Genomic DNA, 14,584 nt, shown 5'->3' on the forward strand with positions numbered 1-14,584 from the left:
ACCAGGGTTGGAAGTAGGAAGTTCAATCGGGCTTGATGCCCAGCTTGCGCAGCACGGGACCGGAAGTGTCCCGCTCGGTTGCAACGCGCTGGGCGAAGGCCGCCGCCGTCAGATGGTACGGCAAGGAGCCGTGGCTGGCGTACATCTGCTTGAGCGCGCCGTCCTGCTGCGCGCGGCCGATTTCTTCGTTGAGCCGCTGCACGATGGCGTCCGGCGTGCCGGCGCGCGCGGCCACGCCCAGCCACACCGCGCCCTCGAAGCCGCTGAAGTTGCTGGCGGCCAGCGTGGGCGTCTTGCCGAAGGCAGCGTCGGGCACGGTCTCGCTCATTGCCAGCGCGCGCAGGCGGCCGTCCTTGACCATGGGCTCGACCAGCGCGGTGCCGGCGAAATAGATTTCGGTATCGCCCGCCAGCACCGAATTCAGCGCGGCAGTGCCGGTTTTGAATGGGACGTGCAGGATGTCCACGCCTGCCTGTTCACGCAGCATTTCGAACAGCACGTGGGGCGGGCTGCCGTTGCCCGAGGACGCGTAGTTCAGGCGGCCAGGCTTCTGGCGCGCCAGCGCCAGCAGTTGATCCAGGGATTTGGCCTCCAATTTGTCGTTGACGGTCAATGCCATGGGGATGACCGCCAGCGGGCTGACCGGCTGCAGGTCGCGCGCCGGATCGTAGGTCAGGGCCGGAAAAATGTAGGGGTTCCACACCAGGTGCGCGTTGGTGACCAGGGCCAGCGTGTGGCCGTCGGCCGGCGCGGACTTGAGCTGCTGCATGGCCAGCATGCCGCCGGCGCCGGGTTTGTTTTCGACCACGACAGGCTGGCCCAGGGCGCGGTGCAGGCGTTCGGCCAAGGGCCGCGCGAACAGGTCCGGCAGGCTGCCAGGACCGCCATTGACCAGCAGGGTCACCGGCCGCGACGGCCAGGTTTCCGCGCTGGCTGCAGGGCCGGCAACCAGTGCGGCCACCGCCGCCACGCAGGCCGCAACATGACGCAGAACCGGGCGCAACAAGGGCCGCCGGGCGGATGTTTCGGGCAGGTTGCGGGTGCGCGGGCCGGTGCGCCGGACGTCGTGTAGCCGTATCACTGTGCTTGTCTCCTGGGTGCGCCAGCCGCCGGCTGATTACCGGTCGTAGTCTCGACGCTTTTTTCTACGATAAGCAGCATAAATCTCGGCGTCAATAATTTTTATCGAGATTTTTTAAAGCCAGTGATAAAGTAGCTCCCATGTCAGACGGCGCCACCCTCCCCCCGCTTGCCCATTCCGCCTCGGCCAACACCCTGGTCGGCGCGGCCTATGTCAACCTGCGCCGCGACATCATCCAGGGCGTGCATCCGCCGGGCTCGCGCCTGCGGGTCGAACACCTGAAGGACGATTACGGCGTGGGCGCGGGCACGTTGCGCGAAGCGCTGGCGCTGCTGGTGTCCGACGCGCTGGTCATCGCGCAAGGACAGCGCGGCTTTCACGTCACGCCGATTTCGCTGGAAGACTTCCGCGACATCACCGAGAACCGCGTGCTGCTGGAGACCCAGGCCCTGCGCCAGTCCATCGCCCTGGGCGATGACGACTGGGAAAGCGCCGTGCTGGCCGCCTTCCACCGTCTGAGCAAGGCCGAACAGCGCCTTGCAGCCGACCCCGATACCCGCTTTGAAGAGTGGGAACAGCGCAATCGCGAGTTCCACCGCGAACTGATCCGCGCCTGTCCGTCGCGCTGGCTGCATCATTTCCTGGGCATCCTGTACCAGCAGGCCGAGCGCTACCGCCGCCTGACCGTCACGCGCAAGCCCATCGCGCGCGACCTGGACGACGAACACAAAGGCATCCTGGACGCCACGCTGGCGCGCGATGCGGACCGCGCCTGTGAACTGCTGGCCGCCCACATCCGCCTGACCTACGAGGCCGTGGCGCGCCTGCCGCCAGACCTGTTCACGCCCGATTGAAAACCCGCAGGCCGGGCCGCTACGTCGCGCCAGTTCGGTGCTGCGCCAGCACGTCGTGCATGGCCCGCGCGGCGCGCTCCAGCACCGGCACCGCGCGCAGCAGCTCGTCCAGCATGACGCGCGCCGTCGGCGCATGGCAGGCCACGGCCGCCACCACGCGATCGTCCGCGTCGCGCACCGGCACTGCCACGGCGCTCATGCCGCGCACGAATTCCTCGTTGTCGATGCCAATGCCGCGCGCAGCCAGCCGTTCGAGTTCTTCTTCCAGCCTGGCCGGGTCTGTCAGCGTGCGCGGCGTGTTGCGCGTGAGCGGCAGGCGCGCCAGCACCCGCCCGCGCTCCAGCCGATTCATGGACGCCAGGAACAACTTGCCGCTGGCGGTGCAGTGCATGGGCACGTGGCTGCCCACCGCGAAGAACAGGCGCAGCGGTTCCTCCGTTTCCACGCGTTCCATGTAGATCACGCGATCGCCGTCGGGCGCGGTCAGGTTGCAGGTTTCGCCCAGGGTGCCGACCAGTTGGGCGAGCACGGCGCGGCAGGCGCGCGTGAAGGCCGAGGCGCGCAGAGTTGCCAGGGCCAGGGTCGCTGCCTGCGGTCCCGGCACGAAGCCGTTCTCGGTGGGCGTGGCGGCCACGAAGCCGGCGCGCTGCATGGCCGCCAGCAGGCGCATCAAGGTGGTCTTGGGCATGTCCAGCCGCTGCGCCAGTTGCGCCAGCGTGGGTGGATGCTGGGCGCGCGCCAGGTGATCCAGCACCACCAGCGCCCGCAGCGAACGCGCGGCCTCTTGATGGGTGGCGGCGTCGTCGGCCTGCTGCGCCGATGCTGCACCGCGATTTTGAAACTGAATCTGCATATTCTGTTCCACTTTTCCGCCCCTGCGCCTGTTGTGCTTTGCTCTGCGCGCGCGCTTCCTAGAATCGCCTCAAATGCCGCAGCGCTCAGGCGCCGGCATCGATCCAGTATATAAGTGCGCCCCACAACGACAAGCAGGGTTAACGCGCCGTAGGCTTGGCGCCGCGCCCTGCTGCAGGGAGAGCTTGCGGACATGTCCGATACCGTGGATTACATCGTGGTTGGCGCCGGCTCGGCCGGATGCGTGATGGCCAACCGGCTGAGCGCCAGCGGCGCGCACAGCGTCTGCCTGCTGGAAGCCGGCCCCAAGGACAGCAACCCGTGGATACACATCCCCATCGGCTACGGCAAGACGATGTTCCACAAGGTCTTGAACTGGGGCTACTACACCGACCCCGACCCCGGCATGCTGGACCGGCGCATCTATTGGCCGCGCGGGCGCACGCTGGGCGGCTCCAGCTCCATCAACGGCCTGATCTACATCCGCGGCCAGCGGCAGGACTACGACGCCTGGGCCGCCGCCGGCAATCCCGGCTGGAGCTGGGACGAATGCCTGCCCTACTTCCGCAAGCTCGAGAACAATGACCTCGGCCCCGGCCCCACGCGCGGCACCGAGGGCATGCTCAACGCCACCTCGATCAAGACGGCGCATCCGCTGGTGGAAGCGTTGATAGGCGCCGCGCAAAAGCTGGGCCTGCCGCATGTGCAGGACTTCAATACCGGCGACCAGGAAGGCGTGGGCTACTACCAGCTCACCACACGCAACGGCCGGCGTTGCTCAACCGCCGTGGCCTATCTGCGCCCCGCGCAGAACCGCAGCAACCTGCGCGTGGAAACCGACGCACACGCCATGGCCGTACTGTTCGAAGGCAAGCGCGCCTGCGGCGTGCGCTACCGGCGCGACGGCCAGGTGCATACCGTGCGCGCCCGCCGCGAAGTGGTGCTGTGCGCCGGCGCCCTGCAATCGCCGCAGCTGCTGCAGCTGTCCGGCGTCGGACCCGCAGCCCTGCTGCGCCGGTTCGGCATCGGCGTAGTGCGCGACCTGCCGGGCGTGGGCGAAAACCTGCAGGACCATCTGCAGATCCGCCTGATCTACGAGACCACCCGCCCCATCACCACCAACGACCAGTTGCGCAGCCTGACGGGCCGCGCCCGCATGGGCCTGGAATGGCTGCTGTTCCGCGGCGGGCCGCTGGCGGTGGGCATCAACCAGGGCGGCGTGTTCTGCCGGGTAGACCCGGCCAGCCGCACGCCCGACACGCAGTTCCATTTCGCCACGCTGTCGGCCGACATGGCGGGCGGCAAGGTGCATCCGTTCTCGGGCTGCACCTATTCGGTGTGCCAGCTGCGGCCCACGTCGCGCGGCCGGGTCCAGCTGCGCAGCGCGGATCCCTTCGAGGCGCCGTCCATGCAGCCGAACTACCTGTCCACCGAACTGGACCGCCACATGGCCGTGGCGGCGGTGAAGTATGCGCGCAGGCTCGCCGCCACCGAACCGCTGGCAGGCCTGATGAAGCGCGAATTCCGCCCCGGGCCGGACGTGCGCACGGACGACGAGATCCTGCACTTCTGCCGTGAATACGGCGCCACGATCTTCCACCCGTCCGGCACCGCCAGGATGGGGCCGTCCAGCGACCCGATGGCCGTGGTGGACGAACGCCTGCGCGTACACGGCGTGGCGGGGCTGCGCGTGGTGGACTGCTCGATCATGCCGACGCTGGTGTCGGGCAACACCAACGTCCCCGTGGTGATGCTGGCCGAACGCGTGGCCGAATTCATGTTGCAGGACCTCAGGCAAGCGCAGCCCCAGGCGCTGCGCGTCGCCGCCTGAATCGGAGATGACGGACCCCGGATAGCAGAACCCCAAGGCGCAGGACAACGCAGATTGCCCCACCGCCCCACCAAAGGAGACTAGACATGGCCAAGCAAAACGAAGCCGCGGTGCGCAAAGTCGTCGCCGCGTCGCTGATCGGCGCCACCATCGAGTGGTACGACTTTTTCCTGTACGGCGTCGTCGCGGGCATCGTGTTCAACAAGCTGTACTTCCCTACCGGCGACCCGCTGGTCTCGACCATGCTGGCCTACACCACCTTTGCCGTCGGCTTCGTCACGCGACCGCTGGGCGGGCTGATCTTCGGCCACTTCGGCGACCGCATCGGCAGAAAGAGCATGCTGGTGATGACGCTGATGATCATGGGCATCGCCACCTTTCTGATCGGGCTGGTGCCGACCTACGACAGCATCGGCATCTGGGCGCCGATCCTGCTGCTTTTGCTGCGGGTGTTCCAGGGCATAGGCCTGGGCGGCGAATGGGGCGGCGCGGTGCTGATGGCTTATGAATACGCGCCGCCGGGCAAGAAAGGCTTTTATGCCTCGCTGCCGCAGATCGGGCTGGCGATCGGGCTGTGCCTGGCCTCCGGCACGGTGGCGCTGCTGTCCACCCTTCTGACCGACGAACAGTTCATGGCCTGGGGCTGGCGCATCGCCTTCCTGGCATCGGCCGCCATGGTGCTGGTGGGCATGTACATCCGCCTGAACATCAAGGAGACGCCCGAGTTCGCGGCGGTCAAGGCCAACAACGCCGAAAGCCGCATCCCGTTCTTCGACATGCTCAAGCGATATCCGGGCAATGTCTTCAAGGGCATGGGCGCGCGCTACATCGACGGCGTGTTCTTCAACGTGTTCGGCGTGTTCTCGATCTCGTACCTGACGCAGACGGTGCAGATCAGCCGGACCGAAGCGCTGATCGGGGTGATGGCGGCGGCCCTGGTGATGTGCTTTTTCATCCCCTTCTTCGGCCGGCTGTCCGACCGCATCGGCCGCACGCGGGTCTATTTCTGGGGATCGCTCATCACTGCGGCGGCGTCCTTCCCGGGCTTCTGGCTGATGCTCAACAGCCAGGGCAGCGTGATGCTGATCTGGCTGGCCATCATCATTCCGTTCGGCATCCTGTACGCCGCCGTGTACGGACCGGAAGCAGCGCTGTTCTGCGAGCTGTTCGATGCCAAGGTGCGCTACACGGGGATTTCCTTCGTCTACCAGTTCTCGGGCATCTTCGCCTCGGGCATCACGCCCATCATTGCGACGGCGCTATTGAAGACTGGCGGCGGCCAGCCCTGGCTGATCTGCCTGTACGTGTTGTTCGCTGGGGTCGTGTCGGCGGTGTGCGCGATGCTGATCGGGCGCGGCGCGCAGCCGGCGGAACTGGAGGCGGCGGCAAATGCCATGCCGCGCGGGGGATTGGGCAAGGCCTGAATGTGAAAGCGCCGGCCATATGGGCCGGCGCGTTCCTACCTGAGTTGTGCCTCAGGCCGCTGCTACCGGGCGGCCGTAGAACGGATAGTTGGGGTCGTTGTAGCCGTGGCTCGACGCGTGCCCAGGCGTGACCCAGCCGTTGACGACGGCCTCGTCCTCGGCCGTGATCTTCACGTCCAGCGCCGCGTAGTAGTCCTCCATCTGCGCCAGGGTGCGCGGGCCGGCGATGACGGCGGTGATGACGGGATTGGCCAGCACCCAGGCAGTGGCGAAATGCCCCGCCTGCGTGCCACGGACTGCGGCGTGCGCCACCAGCTTTTGCGCGATTTCCAGGGACTCTTCGCGGAATTCGGTCGCCAGGATACGGCGGTCGCCGCGTCCGGCCCGGGTGTCGGCCGCGGGCGCCTGGCCCGGCAGGTACTTGCCGGTGAGCACGCCGCGCGCGATCGGGCTGTAGGGCACGACGCCCAGTCCATAGTGCTTGCAGGCGGGCAGGATCTCGACTTCGGGACCGCGGTTGAGCATGTTGTAGTAAGGCTGGCACACCACGGGTTGCGGCACGCCCATTTTTTCGCACAAACGCATCACTTCGGCGATGCGCCAGCCACGGAAGTTGGACAGGCCGAAGCTGCGCAGCTTGCCGGCGCGGATCAGGTCGCCCAGCGCCCACAGGGCTTCTTCGAGGTTTTCCTCATGGTAGTCGCGGTGCAGGTAGAGGATGTCCATGAAGTCGGTGCCCAGGCGCGTGAGGCTTTCCTCCACGCCGCGCATGAGCCACTGGCGCGAATAGTGGGCCTGGTTGGGGCCGGTTCCGACGGCGTTGCCGATCTTGCTGGCAAGCACCCAATCGTGGCGCTGGCCTTTCAGTAGCTTGCCGACCACCTCTTCGGAGCGGCCGCCGTTATAGACGTCGGCGGTGTCGATGAAGTTCAACCCATGGTCACGCGCGGACGCGACGATGCGGGCGGCTTCGTCGTCGGGGGTCTGCTCGCCGAACATCATGGTGCCCAGGCAGAGCGGAGAGACGCGGAGATTGCTGCGGCCGAGGCGGCGGTAGTTCATGGTTGGCTTCCTCTCGTTCACGGAAATGGATTAGGCGGGAGCATGCAACGGCAGGCCCGCGCGAGTCAAATTCGCATCTTGGGCATTCTGGGATGGATTGTTGACGTTTGGTGTTGTGAGGCTGGGGTTCTTGAGTCGCCGGCGGCCGGACTGCGGAATTCCGATGCTCGCCCCGGTGGGGCTGCGCTTCGGATCCCTCCGCCCGGCCACCGGCTCAAAGCATCTGCCCATGAATCGGCCTGAAACCAATGCATAAGGCTGCTGTCAGCCGAGGCAGCCCGGAGCCATCCGAAGCGCAGCCCCATTGGGGCGAGCATCGGAATGGCGCAGGGCCGCCTCGGCGGCTAAAGAACCCTGACGCCCGCAAGCTCGAAGCCCTGCCACTTCGGTTTTGTGAGACAGGGTTCTTGAGTCGCCGGCGTCCGGACTGCGGGATTCCGATGCTCGCCCCGGTGGGGCTGCGCTTCGGATCCCTCCGCCCGGACACCGGCTCACGGCATCTACCCATGAACGGACCTAAGACCAGTGCATTCAGCTGCTGTCAGCCGAGGCGGCCCGGAGCCATCCGAAGCGCAGCCCCACCGGGGCGAGCATCGGAATGGCGCAGGGCAGCCTCGGCGGTTCAGAACCCCGACATCCGCATACTCGAAGCCGCCTACAGCCGCCACATCAAATACCTAGCCAAAAACGATCTAGACCCCAGCGTCCACCGCCTCCAGGATCTTGCCGAACAGCGCGTCGGCGTGGGTCGAGTTCAGCCAGCGCACAATCACCACCATCTGCCGCTCCGGTTCCACCCACGTAAACGAGCTACCCGCCCCCACGCCAAAGAAGCTGGAAGCCGGCACGCTGGGAAACACGCGGCCTTCATGATTCAGCCAGATCAGATAGCCGTAATACGGCGCGATCGCGCATGGCGTGCGCATGTCCCGGATCCACTCGCTGGACAGGATGCGACGGCCGTTGGCCATGCCGTCGTTCAGCAGCATCTGACCGATCAGCGCCTGGTCGCGAGCGCTGATGGACATGCCGCCGCCCCAGTGCGAACCGCCCGGCACCGACGGCATGCGCTGGCCGTCGATCTCGACCCAGGCGTTGTCGTAGCCGACCCACTGCCAGTTTTCGCTGGCGCCGATGGGCCGCGTAACCGCCTCGCGGAAGACCTCGGGCAAGGGTTTGCGGAACAGGTGCAGCAGCGCGTACGACAACTGGTTGATGCGCACGTCGTTGTATTCCCAGTACGTGCCGGGACGCTGCAAGGGCCGCGCTTCGCCCTTCTTGCCGTCCGGCGGCACGCCGAAGGTGACGGCGCGATAGCGATCGGCCTGGTCGGATACGCCAAAGCGTTCGCCTTCCCATTCGCTGGTCTGCTGCAGCAGATGACGCCAGGTGATGTCGGCGTTCTGCCCTTCGTCGAAGCCGATGCCGGGCACGCGCTTGCCCACAGGCTCGTCCACGTCCGGCAGCAGGCCGCGGTCATGGGCCACGCCGGCCAGGATTGCCAGGTACAGCTTGGCCACGCTGAAGGTCAGGTCGGCGCGCTCGGGCTCGCCCCAGGACGCGACGGTCTCGCCGCGCACGGTGACCACGCCCGACACCGGGCCGCGGTCGTGGATGGGGCCCAGCAGGCGGTTCCAGGGCGGCGGATCGTTCAGGTGCACGCCAAAGTTGCCCTTGACGCTGCGGTCCCAGGCGGATTCGTGGTCGTTGGCGAACTGGATCGCCTGCTGCATGAGTGTGTTCATCGTTTCCCTCGTTATGTGTGTGTCTCAGGCCGCTACGCTTGCGCGCGAGCCGGCCAGGAATTCCATTGCCGCCTGCACGCCGCCCGCCCTATGCGGCACGGCTGCCGCGGCCAGGCCCATTTCCACGCCGGCCAGCGTGCCGCACAGCGTCAGGTCGTTGAAGTGGCCCAAGTGGCCGATGCGGAACACGCGGTCGGTAAGCTTGCCCAGGCCCTGCCCCAGCGACATGTCGAAACGTTCCAGCACCAGCTTGCGGAAGGCGTCGGCGCCATGGCCTTGGGGCATGACCACCGCAGTGAGCGCCGGGCTGTGCGCGGCCGGATCCAGGCTCAGCAGCTCCAGCCCCCACCCGGCCAGAGCCAGGCGCGTGGCCTGGGCATGGCGCTGGTGGCGCGCGAAGACTTGCGGCAAGCCTTCTTCGCGCAGCATGGCCAGGGCTTCGTGCAGGCCGTAAAGCAGGTTGGTCGAAGGCGTGTACGGAAAGTAGCCGCGGGCGTTGGCGGCGAGCATCTCGCGCCAGTCCCAGTACGAGCGCGGCAGCCGCGCCTCGTCGGCCGCGGCCAGGGCGCGTGCGCTGACGGCGTTGAAGGCCAGGCCGGGCGGCAGCATCAGGCCCTTCTGCGAACCGGCCACGGTCACGTCCACGCCCCATTCGTCGTGGCGGTAGTCGATGGAGCCCAGCGACGAAATCGTGTCCACCATCAGCAGCGCCGGATGCGCGGCGCCGTCGATCGCGGCGCGCACGGCCGGGATGTCGCTGGTCACGCCGGTGGAGGTTTCGTTGTGCACCACGCACACGGCCTTGATCTTGCGCCCCTGGTCTTCGGCGAGGCGGGCGGCGATGGCTGCCGCGTCCACCGGGTGGCGCCAATCGCCTTCCAGGAAGTCCACCTCCAGGCCCAGCCGCCCCGCCAGCTTGCGCCACAGGCTGGCGAAATGGCCGGTCTCGACCATCAGCACGCGGTCGCCGGGCGACAGGGTGTTGACCAGCGCGGCCTCCCAGGCGCCGGTGCCGGACGACGGGAAGATCACCACCGGGGACTGCGTCTGGAACACCTGCTTGACGCCTTCCAGCACCGCCAGGCCCAACGCGCCGAACTCGGGTCCGCGATGGTCGATGGTGGGCTGGTCGATCGCGCGCAGCACGCGATCGGGCACGTTGGTGGGCCCCGGAATCTGCAGGAAATGCCGGCCGGACAGATGACTGTTCAGGGTAAGCATGCGTAGTCCCAAAGTGGAATATTTTTGTATACCAACGAAAGGCGCAGGGCAGACAAGCAGGACTTTCCCCGCGCGCGGACTTGCGGCATGCGTCACTCTATCCCATTGTTTTTGCGTTAATAACCTAGGGTATACACCCATCTGGCGATACGGAAAGACAGGTTTATAGTCTCGCAAAACACGGGGAATTTTTGTATACCAATGAGCAGCGTTTCCAGCCTGATGCCTGATTCCGGCGCCACCAGCGTGGCCGCCGAAACCGCGCCGCCGCCTGCGGCGCGCGGCATGGGCAACGGCCGCACGCTGCCGGCCACGGTGGCCGGGCAACTGCGCGAACGCATCATCCAGGGCGAATTCCCGCCCGGCTCGCGGCTGAACGAGCGCACCCTGTGCGACCTGCTCGGCGTTTCCCGCACCCCCTTGCGCGAAGCCTTCCGCGTGCTGGCCGCCGAAGGCCTGGTGCAGATCGAACCGAATCGCGGGGCGCAGGTAGTGGCGCTGTCGGAAGCGAACATCCGCGAAGCCTTCGAGGTCATCGGCGGGCTGGAGGCCATGTCCTGCCGGCTGGCCTGCGAACGGGCCACGGACCAGGAAATCGCCGAGATCCGCGCGCTGACCTACGAAATGATGGCCAGCCACGCGCGCCACGACCTGCCCACCTATTTCCGCACCAATCGCGAGATCCACGAACGCATCAGCCTGGCCGCGCACAACAGCCTGCTCAAGCAGCTATACGACGCCCAGAACGCGCGCATCCAGAACCTGCGTTTCGTCTCGAACGAAAACCGCCAGAAATGGGATCTGGCGATGCGCGAACACATCGAGATGGCCGAGGCCCTGGACGCGCGCGACGCGGACCGGCTGGCCGGCATCATGCGCCAGCACTTGCAGCGCAAGTGCGAGGCCGCGTTGAAGACCCTTACCCAGCCGCCCGCGGCGGCGGCCGATTCCGGCTGACCCGCCGCAGGCAGCACATCGGGCCGCGCCGCCCGCGACAAGATGGCAGATAAGCAGTACGTGCAGTGACTTCCACAGGAGCCTCACCATGACTGATTTCCGCATCACCCCCGCAGCATCCGCGCCGACCTGGCGCAGCCCCCTCCCCCTTAAGGCCCTGGCTGCCGCCCTGCTGGCCTGCGCCACGCTGGCGGCCCAGCCAGCGCTGGCCGGCAAGAAGGACGACACCGTGCGCATGGCCTACGACCAGGCGCCGGAAAGCGTGGATCCCTACTACAACAACGTGCGGATCGGCGTCATCATCGCCGCCAACGTCTGGGACACCCTGCTCTACCGCGACCCGGTCACCAACGAGTACAAGGGGCAGCTCGCCAAGAGCTGGAAGCAGGTCGACGACAAGACCATGGAATTCGAGCTGCGCGAAGGCGTCAAATTCCATAACGGCGAGGAGTTCGACGCGGATTCGGTGGTGTACACGCTGAACTACGTGGCGGACCCGAAGAACAAGGCCGTCACGCAGCAGAACGTGGCCTGGATCGACAAGGTCGAGAAGATCGACAAGTACAAGGTGCGCCTGACCACCAAGGAGCCCTTCCCCGGCGCCAAGGAATACCTGTCCACCACCGCCGCCATACATCCGGCCAAGTACTACCAGGAAGTCGGGCCCAAGGGCATGAACGCCAAGCCGGTGGGCTCCGGTCCCTACAAGGTGGTGGACTACCAGCCCGGCAAGTCCATCACGCTGGAGCGCAACGCCGATTACTTCAAGGATTCGCCCAAGGCCCAGCCGAAGATCGGCAAGGTGGTGATCCGCTTCATCCCCGACCGCCAGACGCAGATGGCCGAGGTCATCTCGGGCGGCGAGGACCTGATCATGAGCGTGCCCAAGGACCAGGCCGAGCAGCTGGGCGGCATGCCCTCGCTGCAGATGGTCACGGGCGACACCATGCGCATCGTCTTCATGCAGATGAACATCCAGGAAGGCACGCCCGCGCCGCAGCTCAAGGACGAACGCGTGCGGCGCGCCATCATCCACGCCATCGACCGCGAAGCCATGTTGAAGAACATCGTGGGCGAAGGCGGCGGTCTCATCAACACCATCTGCACGCCTTCGCAGACGGGCTGCACCCAGGAAGGCGCGCCGGTCTACAAGTACGATCCCGCCCAGGCCAAGAAACTGCTGGCGGAAGCGGGCTACCCCAACGGCTTCGACATCGACCTGGTGGCGTATCGCGAGCGCAACCAGACCGAAGCCATCATCAACTACCTGCAGGCGGTGGGCATCCGCGCCAAGCTCAACTTCCTGCAGTACGCCGCCATGCGCGACATGATCCGCGCCAACAAGGCCTCGCTCACGCACCAGACCTGGGCGTCCAACCTGGTCAACGACGTGTCCGCGTCCACGCCTGTGTACTTCGCCTTCGGCAACGACGACATCACCCGCGACCCGCAGGTGCGCGACCTGCTCAACAAGGGCGACCACACCATCGAGAGCGGCGCGCGCAAGGCCGCCTACAAGCAGGCGCTGGACCTGATTGCACAGAAGGCCTATGCGGTGCCGCTGTGGACCCTGCCCGCCTACTACGTGACCACCAAGGACCTGAACTTCAAGCCCTATTCGGATGAACTGGTGCGCTTCTGGGACATGAGCTGGAAGTAAGGCGCGGCCCCGCGCCGGCCTGGCATCGCGCCGGGCCGGCGTGAGTCCAACGAAGAGGAAGCCCTATGCTGTATTTCACGATCAGGCGCCTGGGCCTGGCGGTGCTGGTGGCGCTGACGGTCTCGATCCTGGCGTTCCTGCTGCTGCACCTGTCTGGCGACCCGGCGCTGGCGCTGGCCGGCGAAGGCGCGCGCCAGGCCGACATCGACATGATCCGCAAGACCTACGGCCTGGACCGGCCGCTGGCCGTGCAGTACGCGGACTGGCTCTGGCACATCCTGCAGGGCGATTTCGGCACCTCGGTGTATTTCAAGACCGAGGCGGGACCGCTGATCCTCTCCAAGCTCAAGACCACCCTGCTGCTGGGCCTGGGCGCGCTGGCCTTCGCGCTTCTGATCTCGATTCCGCTGGGCGTGCTGGCCGCGCTGTACAAGGGCAGCCTGATCGACCGCATATGCCTGGCCATCGCCGTGCTGGGGCAGGCGCTGCCCAACTTCTTCTTCGCGCTGATCCTGATCATGCTGTTCTCGATATCGCTGCGCATCCTGCCGGTGTCGGGCAGCGGCAGCTGGCAGCATTTCGTGATGCCGGCGATCGCGCTGGGCTATTACGTGGCCCCCGCCTTCATGCGCCTGATCCGCGCCGGCATGATCGAAGTCCTGGCCGCCGACTACATCCGCACCGCGCGCGCCAAGGGCCTGCCGGCACGCAAGATCGTCTTCAAGCACGCGCTGCGCAACGCCATCGTGCCGGTGGTTGCGCTGGCCGCGGTGCAGCTGGGCTACCTGCTGGGCGGCTCGGTCGTCATCGAAACCATCTTCGCGCTGGACGGCCTGGGCTACCTGGCCTACCAGAGCATCACCTACAAGGACTATCCCGTGATGCAGCTGATCGTGCTGCTGCTGTCGGTGCTCTACGTGCTGCTGACCCTGGCCGCCGATATCGCCAACGCGTGGCTGGACCCGCGCATCCGGGTGTCCTGACATGAACACGCCTACCCTGACCCCGTCCGCTTCCGGCGCCCCGGCGCCGCTGGAACTGTCCGCGTCCGCCCTGCGCTGGCGGCGGCTGCGCCGCAACAAGGCGCTGCTGGCCGGCGGCGGCATCCTGCTCCTCATCGTGCTGATCGCGCTGTTCGCGCCCTGGATCTCGCCGCATGACCCCTACTACCAGGACCTGGCCTACCGCACGGCGCCGCCGGTCTGGTACGCCAAGGGCACCTGGCTGCACCCGCTGGGCACCGACCAGCTGGGCCGCGACTACATGTCGCGCCTGTTCTACGGCGCGCGCATCTCGCTTCTGATCGGCATCAGCGTGGCGCTGATCTCGGGCCTGATCGGCACGGCCATGGGCATGGCGGCCGGCTACTTCGGCGGCAAGGTCGACATGGCGGTGTCGTTTCTCATCACCACCCGCTTGTCCATGCCCGTGATCCTGGTGGCGCTGGCCACCGTCGCCATCGTCGGCGGCTCGCTGTGGGTCGTGATCCTGGTGCTGGGGCTGCTCAAGTGGGATCGCTATGCGGTGGTGATGCGCAGCGCCACCCAGCAGGTGCGCTCGCTGGAATACGTGGCCGCGGCGCAGGCCGCGGGCGCGTCCACCTGGCGCATCGTCTGGGGCGAAGTGCTGCCCAATGTGGTGCCGCAACTGATCGTGATCGCCACGCTGGAAGCCGCCAGCGCGATCCTGCTGGAAGCTTCGCTGTCCTTCCTGGGCCTGGGCGTGCAGCCGCCGCTGCCGTCGTGGGGCCTGATGATCTCGGAGGCCAAGGCCTACATGTTCTTCTCGTTCTGGCTGATCGCCATACCGGGGTCGGCGCTGGCGCTGCTGATCTTCGCGATCAACCTGGCCGGCGACGGGCTGCATCAACTCCTGACGCCTGAAGAGAGGGCCTGAG

The 14,584-nt window shown here is 66.7% G+C and carries 12 protein-coding genes; 7 read left to right on the plus strand and 5 right to left on the minus strand.

What is annotated here, in order from left to right:
• Positions 1-22: 22 nt before the first annotated feature.
• Entirely contained in the window at positions 23-1,081 is a 1,059-nt protein-coding gene (locus tag IB257_RS05245; protein WP_370540089.1) for a Bug family tripartite tricarboxylate transporter substrate binding protein, read from the minus strand.
• Between the two features lie 140 nt (positions 1,082-1,221).
• On the opposite strand from IB257_RS05245, the gene IB257_RS05250 reads away from it, so the two are divergent.
• Complete coding sequence (locus IB257_RS05250) at positions 1,222-1,935, plus strand: GntR family transcriptional regulator (protein ID WP_175213494.1); 714 nt, start codon at positions 1,222-1,224, stop codon at positions 1,933-1,935.
• A 19-nt stretch (positions 1,936-1,954) separates the two neighbouring features.
• Here the strand turns inward: IB257_RS05250 and IB257_RS05255 are convergent, their stop codons facing one another.
• The gene (locus IB257_RS05255) at positions 1,955-2,800 is read right to left on the minus strand and encodes an IclR family transcriptional regulator (RefSeq protein ID WP_054456468.1); all 846 of its coding nucleotides are present in this window, start codon (positions 2,798-2,800) and stop codon (positions 1,955-1,957) included.
• 180 nt (positions 2,801-2,980) lie between these two features.
• Between IB257_RS05255 and IB257_RS05260 the strand changes: the two genes are divergently transcribed.
• Together IB257_RS05260 and IB257_RS05265 are read left to right on the plus strand one after the other, a co-directional pair.
• Positions 2,981-4,618 (plus strand): GMC family oxidoreductase, encoded by a 1,638-nt coding sequence (locus IB257_RS05260; protein ID WP_192491957.1) that lies wholly within the window; start codon positions 2,981-2,983, stop codon positions 4,616-4,618.
• Positions 4,619-4,704: 86 nt separating this feature from the next.
• Complete coding sequence (locus IB257_RS05265) at positions 4,705-6,042, plus strand: MFS transporter (RefSeq protein WP_192491958.1); 1,338 nt, start codon at positions 4,705-4,707, stop codon at positions 6,040-6,042.
• 51 nt (positions 6,043-6,093) lie between these two features.
• Here IB257_RS05265 and IB257_RS05270 read toward each other — a convergent pair whose 3' ends face one another.
• From IB257_RS05270 to IB257_RS05280, 3 genes are all read right to left on the minus strand, one after another.
• Positions 6,094-7,104 carry an aldo/keto reductase gene (locus IB257_RS05270; protein WP_175162872.1) on the minus strand — a complete coding sequence of 337 codons (1,011 nt, stop codon included), beginning with the start codon at positions 7,102-7,104 and terminating at the stop codon, positions 6,094-6,096.
• A 692-nt stretch (positions 7,105-7,796) separates the two neighbouring features.
• Complete coding sequence (locus IB257_RS05275) at positions 7,797-8,849, minus strand: serine hydrolase (protein ID WP_192491959.1); 1,053 nt, start codon at positions 8,847-8,849, stop codon at positions 7,797-7,799.
• 24 nt (positions 8,850-8,873) lie between these two features.
• Positions 8,874-10,070, minus strand: coding sequence for an alanine--glyoxylate aminotransferase family protein (locus IB257_RS05280; RefSeq protein ID WP_192491960.1), 1,197 nt, complete (start codon positions 10,068-10,070; stop codon positions 8,874-8,876).
• Positions 10,071-10,355: 285 nt separating this feature from the next.
• Between IB257_RS05280 and IB257_RS05285 the strand changes: the two genes are divergently transcribed.
• The 4 genes from IB257_RS05285 to IB257_RS05300 all read left to right on the plus strand — a co-directional run bounded on the left by IB257_RS05285 (position 10,356) and on the right by IB257_RS05300 (position 14,583).
• Entirely contained in the window at positions 10,356-11,027 is a 672-nt protein-coding gene (locus IB257_RS05285; protein WP_225588818.1) for a GntR family transcriptional regulator, read from the plus strand.
• Positions 11,028-11,115: 88 nt separating this feature from the next.
• Positions 11,116-12,687 (plus strand): ABC transporter substrate-binding protein, encoded by a 1,572-nt coding sequence (locus IB257_RS05290; protein ID WP_119449429.1) that lies wholly within the window; start codon positions 11,116-11,118, stop codon positions 12,685-12,687.
• Between the two features lie 65 nt (positions 12,688-12,752).
• Positions 12,753-13,670, plus strand: a complete 918-nt coding sequence (locus IB257_RS05295; RefSeq protein WP_054456461.1) for an ABC transporter permease — start codon at positions 12,753-12,755, stop codon at positions 13,668-13,670.
• A 1-nt stretch (position 13,671) separates the two neighbouring features.
• A complete protein-coding gene (locus IB257_RS05300) occupies positions 13,672-14,583 on the plus strand; it encodes an ABC transporter permease (RefSeq protein WP_082401168.1) in 912 nt (303 codons plus the stop codon).
• Position 14,584 lies beyond the last annotated feature (1 nt).

Source organism: Achromobacter sp. ACM03 (genome assembly GCF_014851665.1).
GTDB lineage: Bacteria > Pseudomonadota > Gammaproteobacteria > Burkholderiales > Burkholderiaceae_B > Achromobacter > Achromobacter aegrifaciens.

What these genes read in the sequence shown, in the direction of transcription:
- IB257_RS05250 (WP_175213494.1), top strand. Translation starts at nt 1,222, where the DNA reads ATGTCAGACGGCGCCACCCTCCCCCCGCTTGCCCATTCCGCCTCGGCC.
- IB257_RS05260 (WP_192491957.1), top strand. Translation starts at nt 2,981, where the DNA reads ATGTCCGATACCGTGGATTACATCGTGGTTGGCGCCGGCTCGGCCGGA.
- IB257_RS05265 (WP_192491958.1), top strand. Translation starts at nt 4,705, where the DNA reads ATGGCCAAGCAAAACGAAGCCGCGGTGCGCAAAGTCGTCGCCGCGTCG.
- IB257_RS05270 (WP_175162872.1), bottom strand. Translation starts at nt 7,104, where the DNA reads ATGAACTACCGCCGCCTCGGCCGCAGCAATCTCCGCGTCTCTCCGCTC.
- IB257_RS05275 (WP_192491959.1), bottom strand. Translation starts at nt 8,849, where the DNA reads ATGAACACACTCATGCAGCAGGCGATCCAGTTCGCCAACGACCACGAA.
- IB257_RS05280 (WP_192491960.1), bottom strand. Translation starts at nt 10,070, where the DNA reads ATGCTTACCCTGAACAGTCATCTGTCCGGCCGGCATTTCCTGCAGATT.
- IB257_RS05285 (WP_225588818.1), top strand. Translation starts at nt 10,356, where the DNA reads ATGGGCAACGGCCGCACGCTGCCGGCCACGGTGGCCGGGCAACTGCGC.
- IB257_RS05290 (WP_119449429.1), top strand. Translation starts at nt 11,116, where the DNA reads ATGACTGATTTCCGCATCACCCCCGCAGCATCCGCGCCGACCTGGCGC.
- IB257_RS05295 (WP_054456461.1), top strand. Translation starts at nt 12,753, where the DNA reads ATGCTGTATTTCACGATCAGGCGCCTGGGCCTGGCGGTGCTGGTGGCG.
- IB257_RS05300 (WP_082401168.1), top strand. Translation starts at nt 13,672, where the DNA reads ATGAACACGCCTACCCTGACCCCGTCCGCTTCCGGCGCCCCGGCGCCG.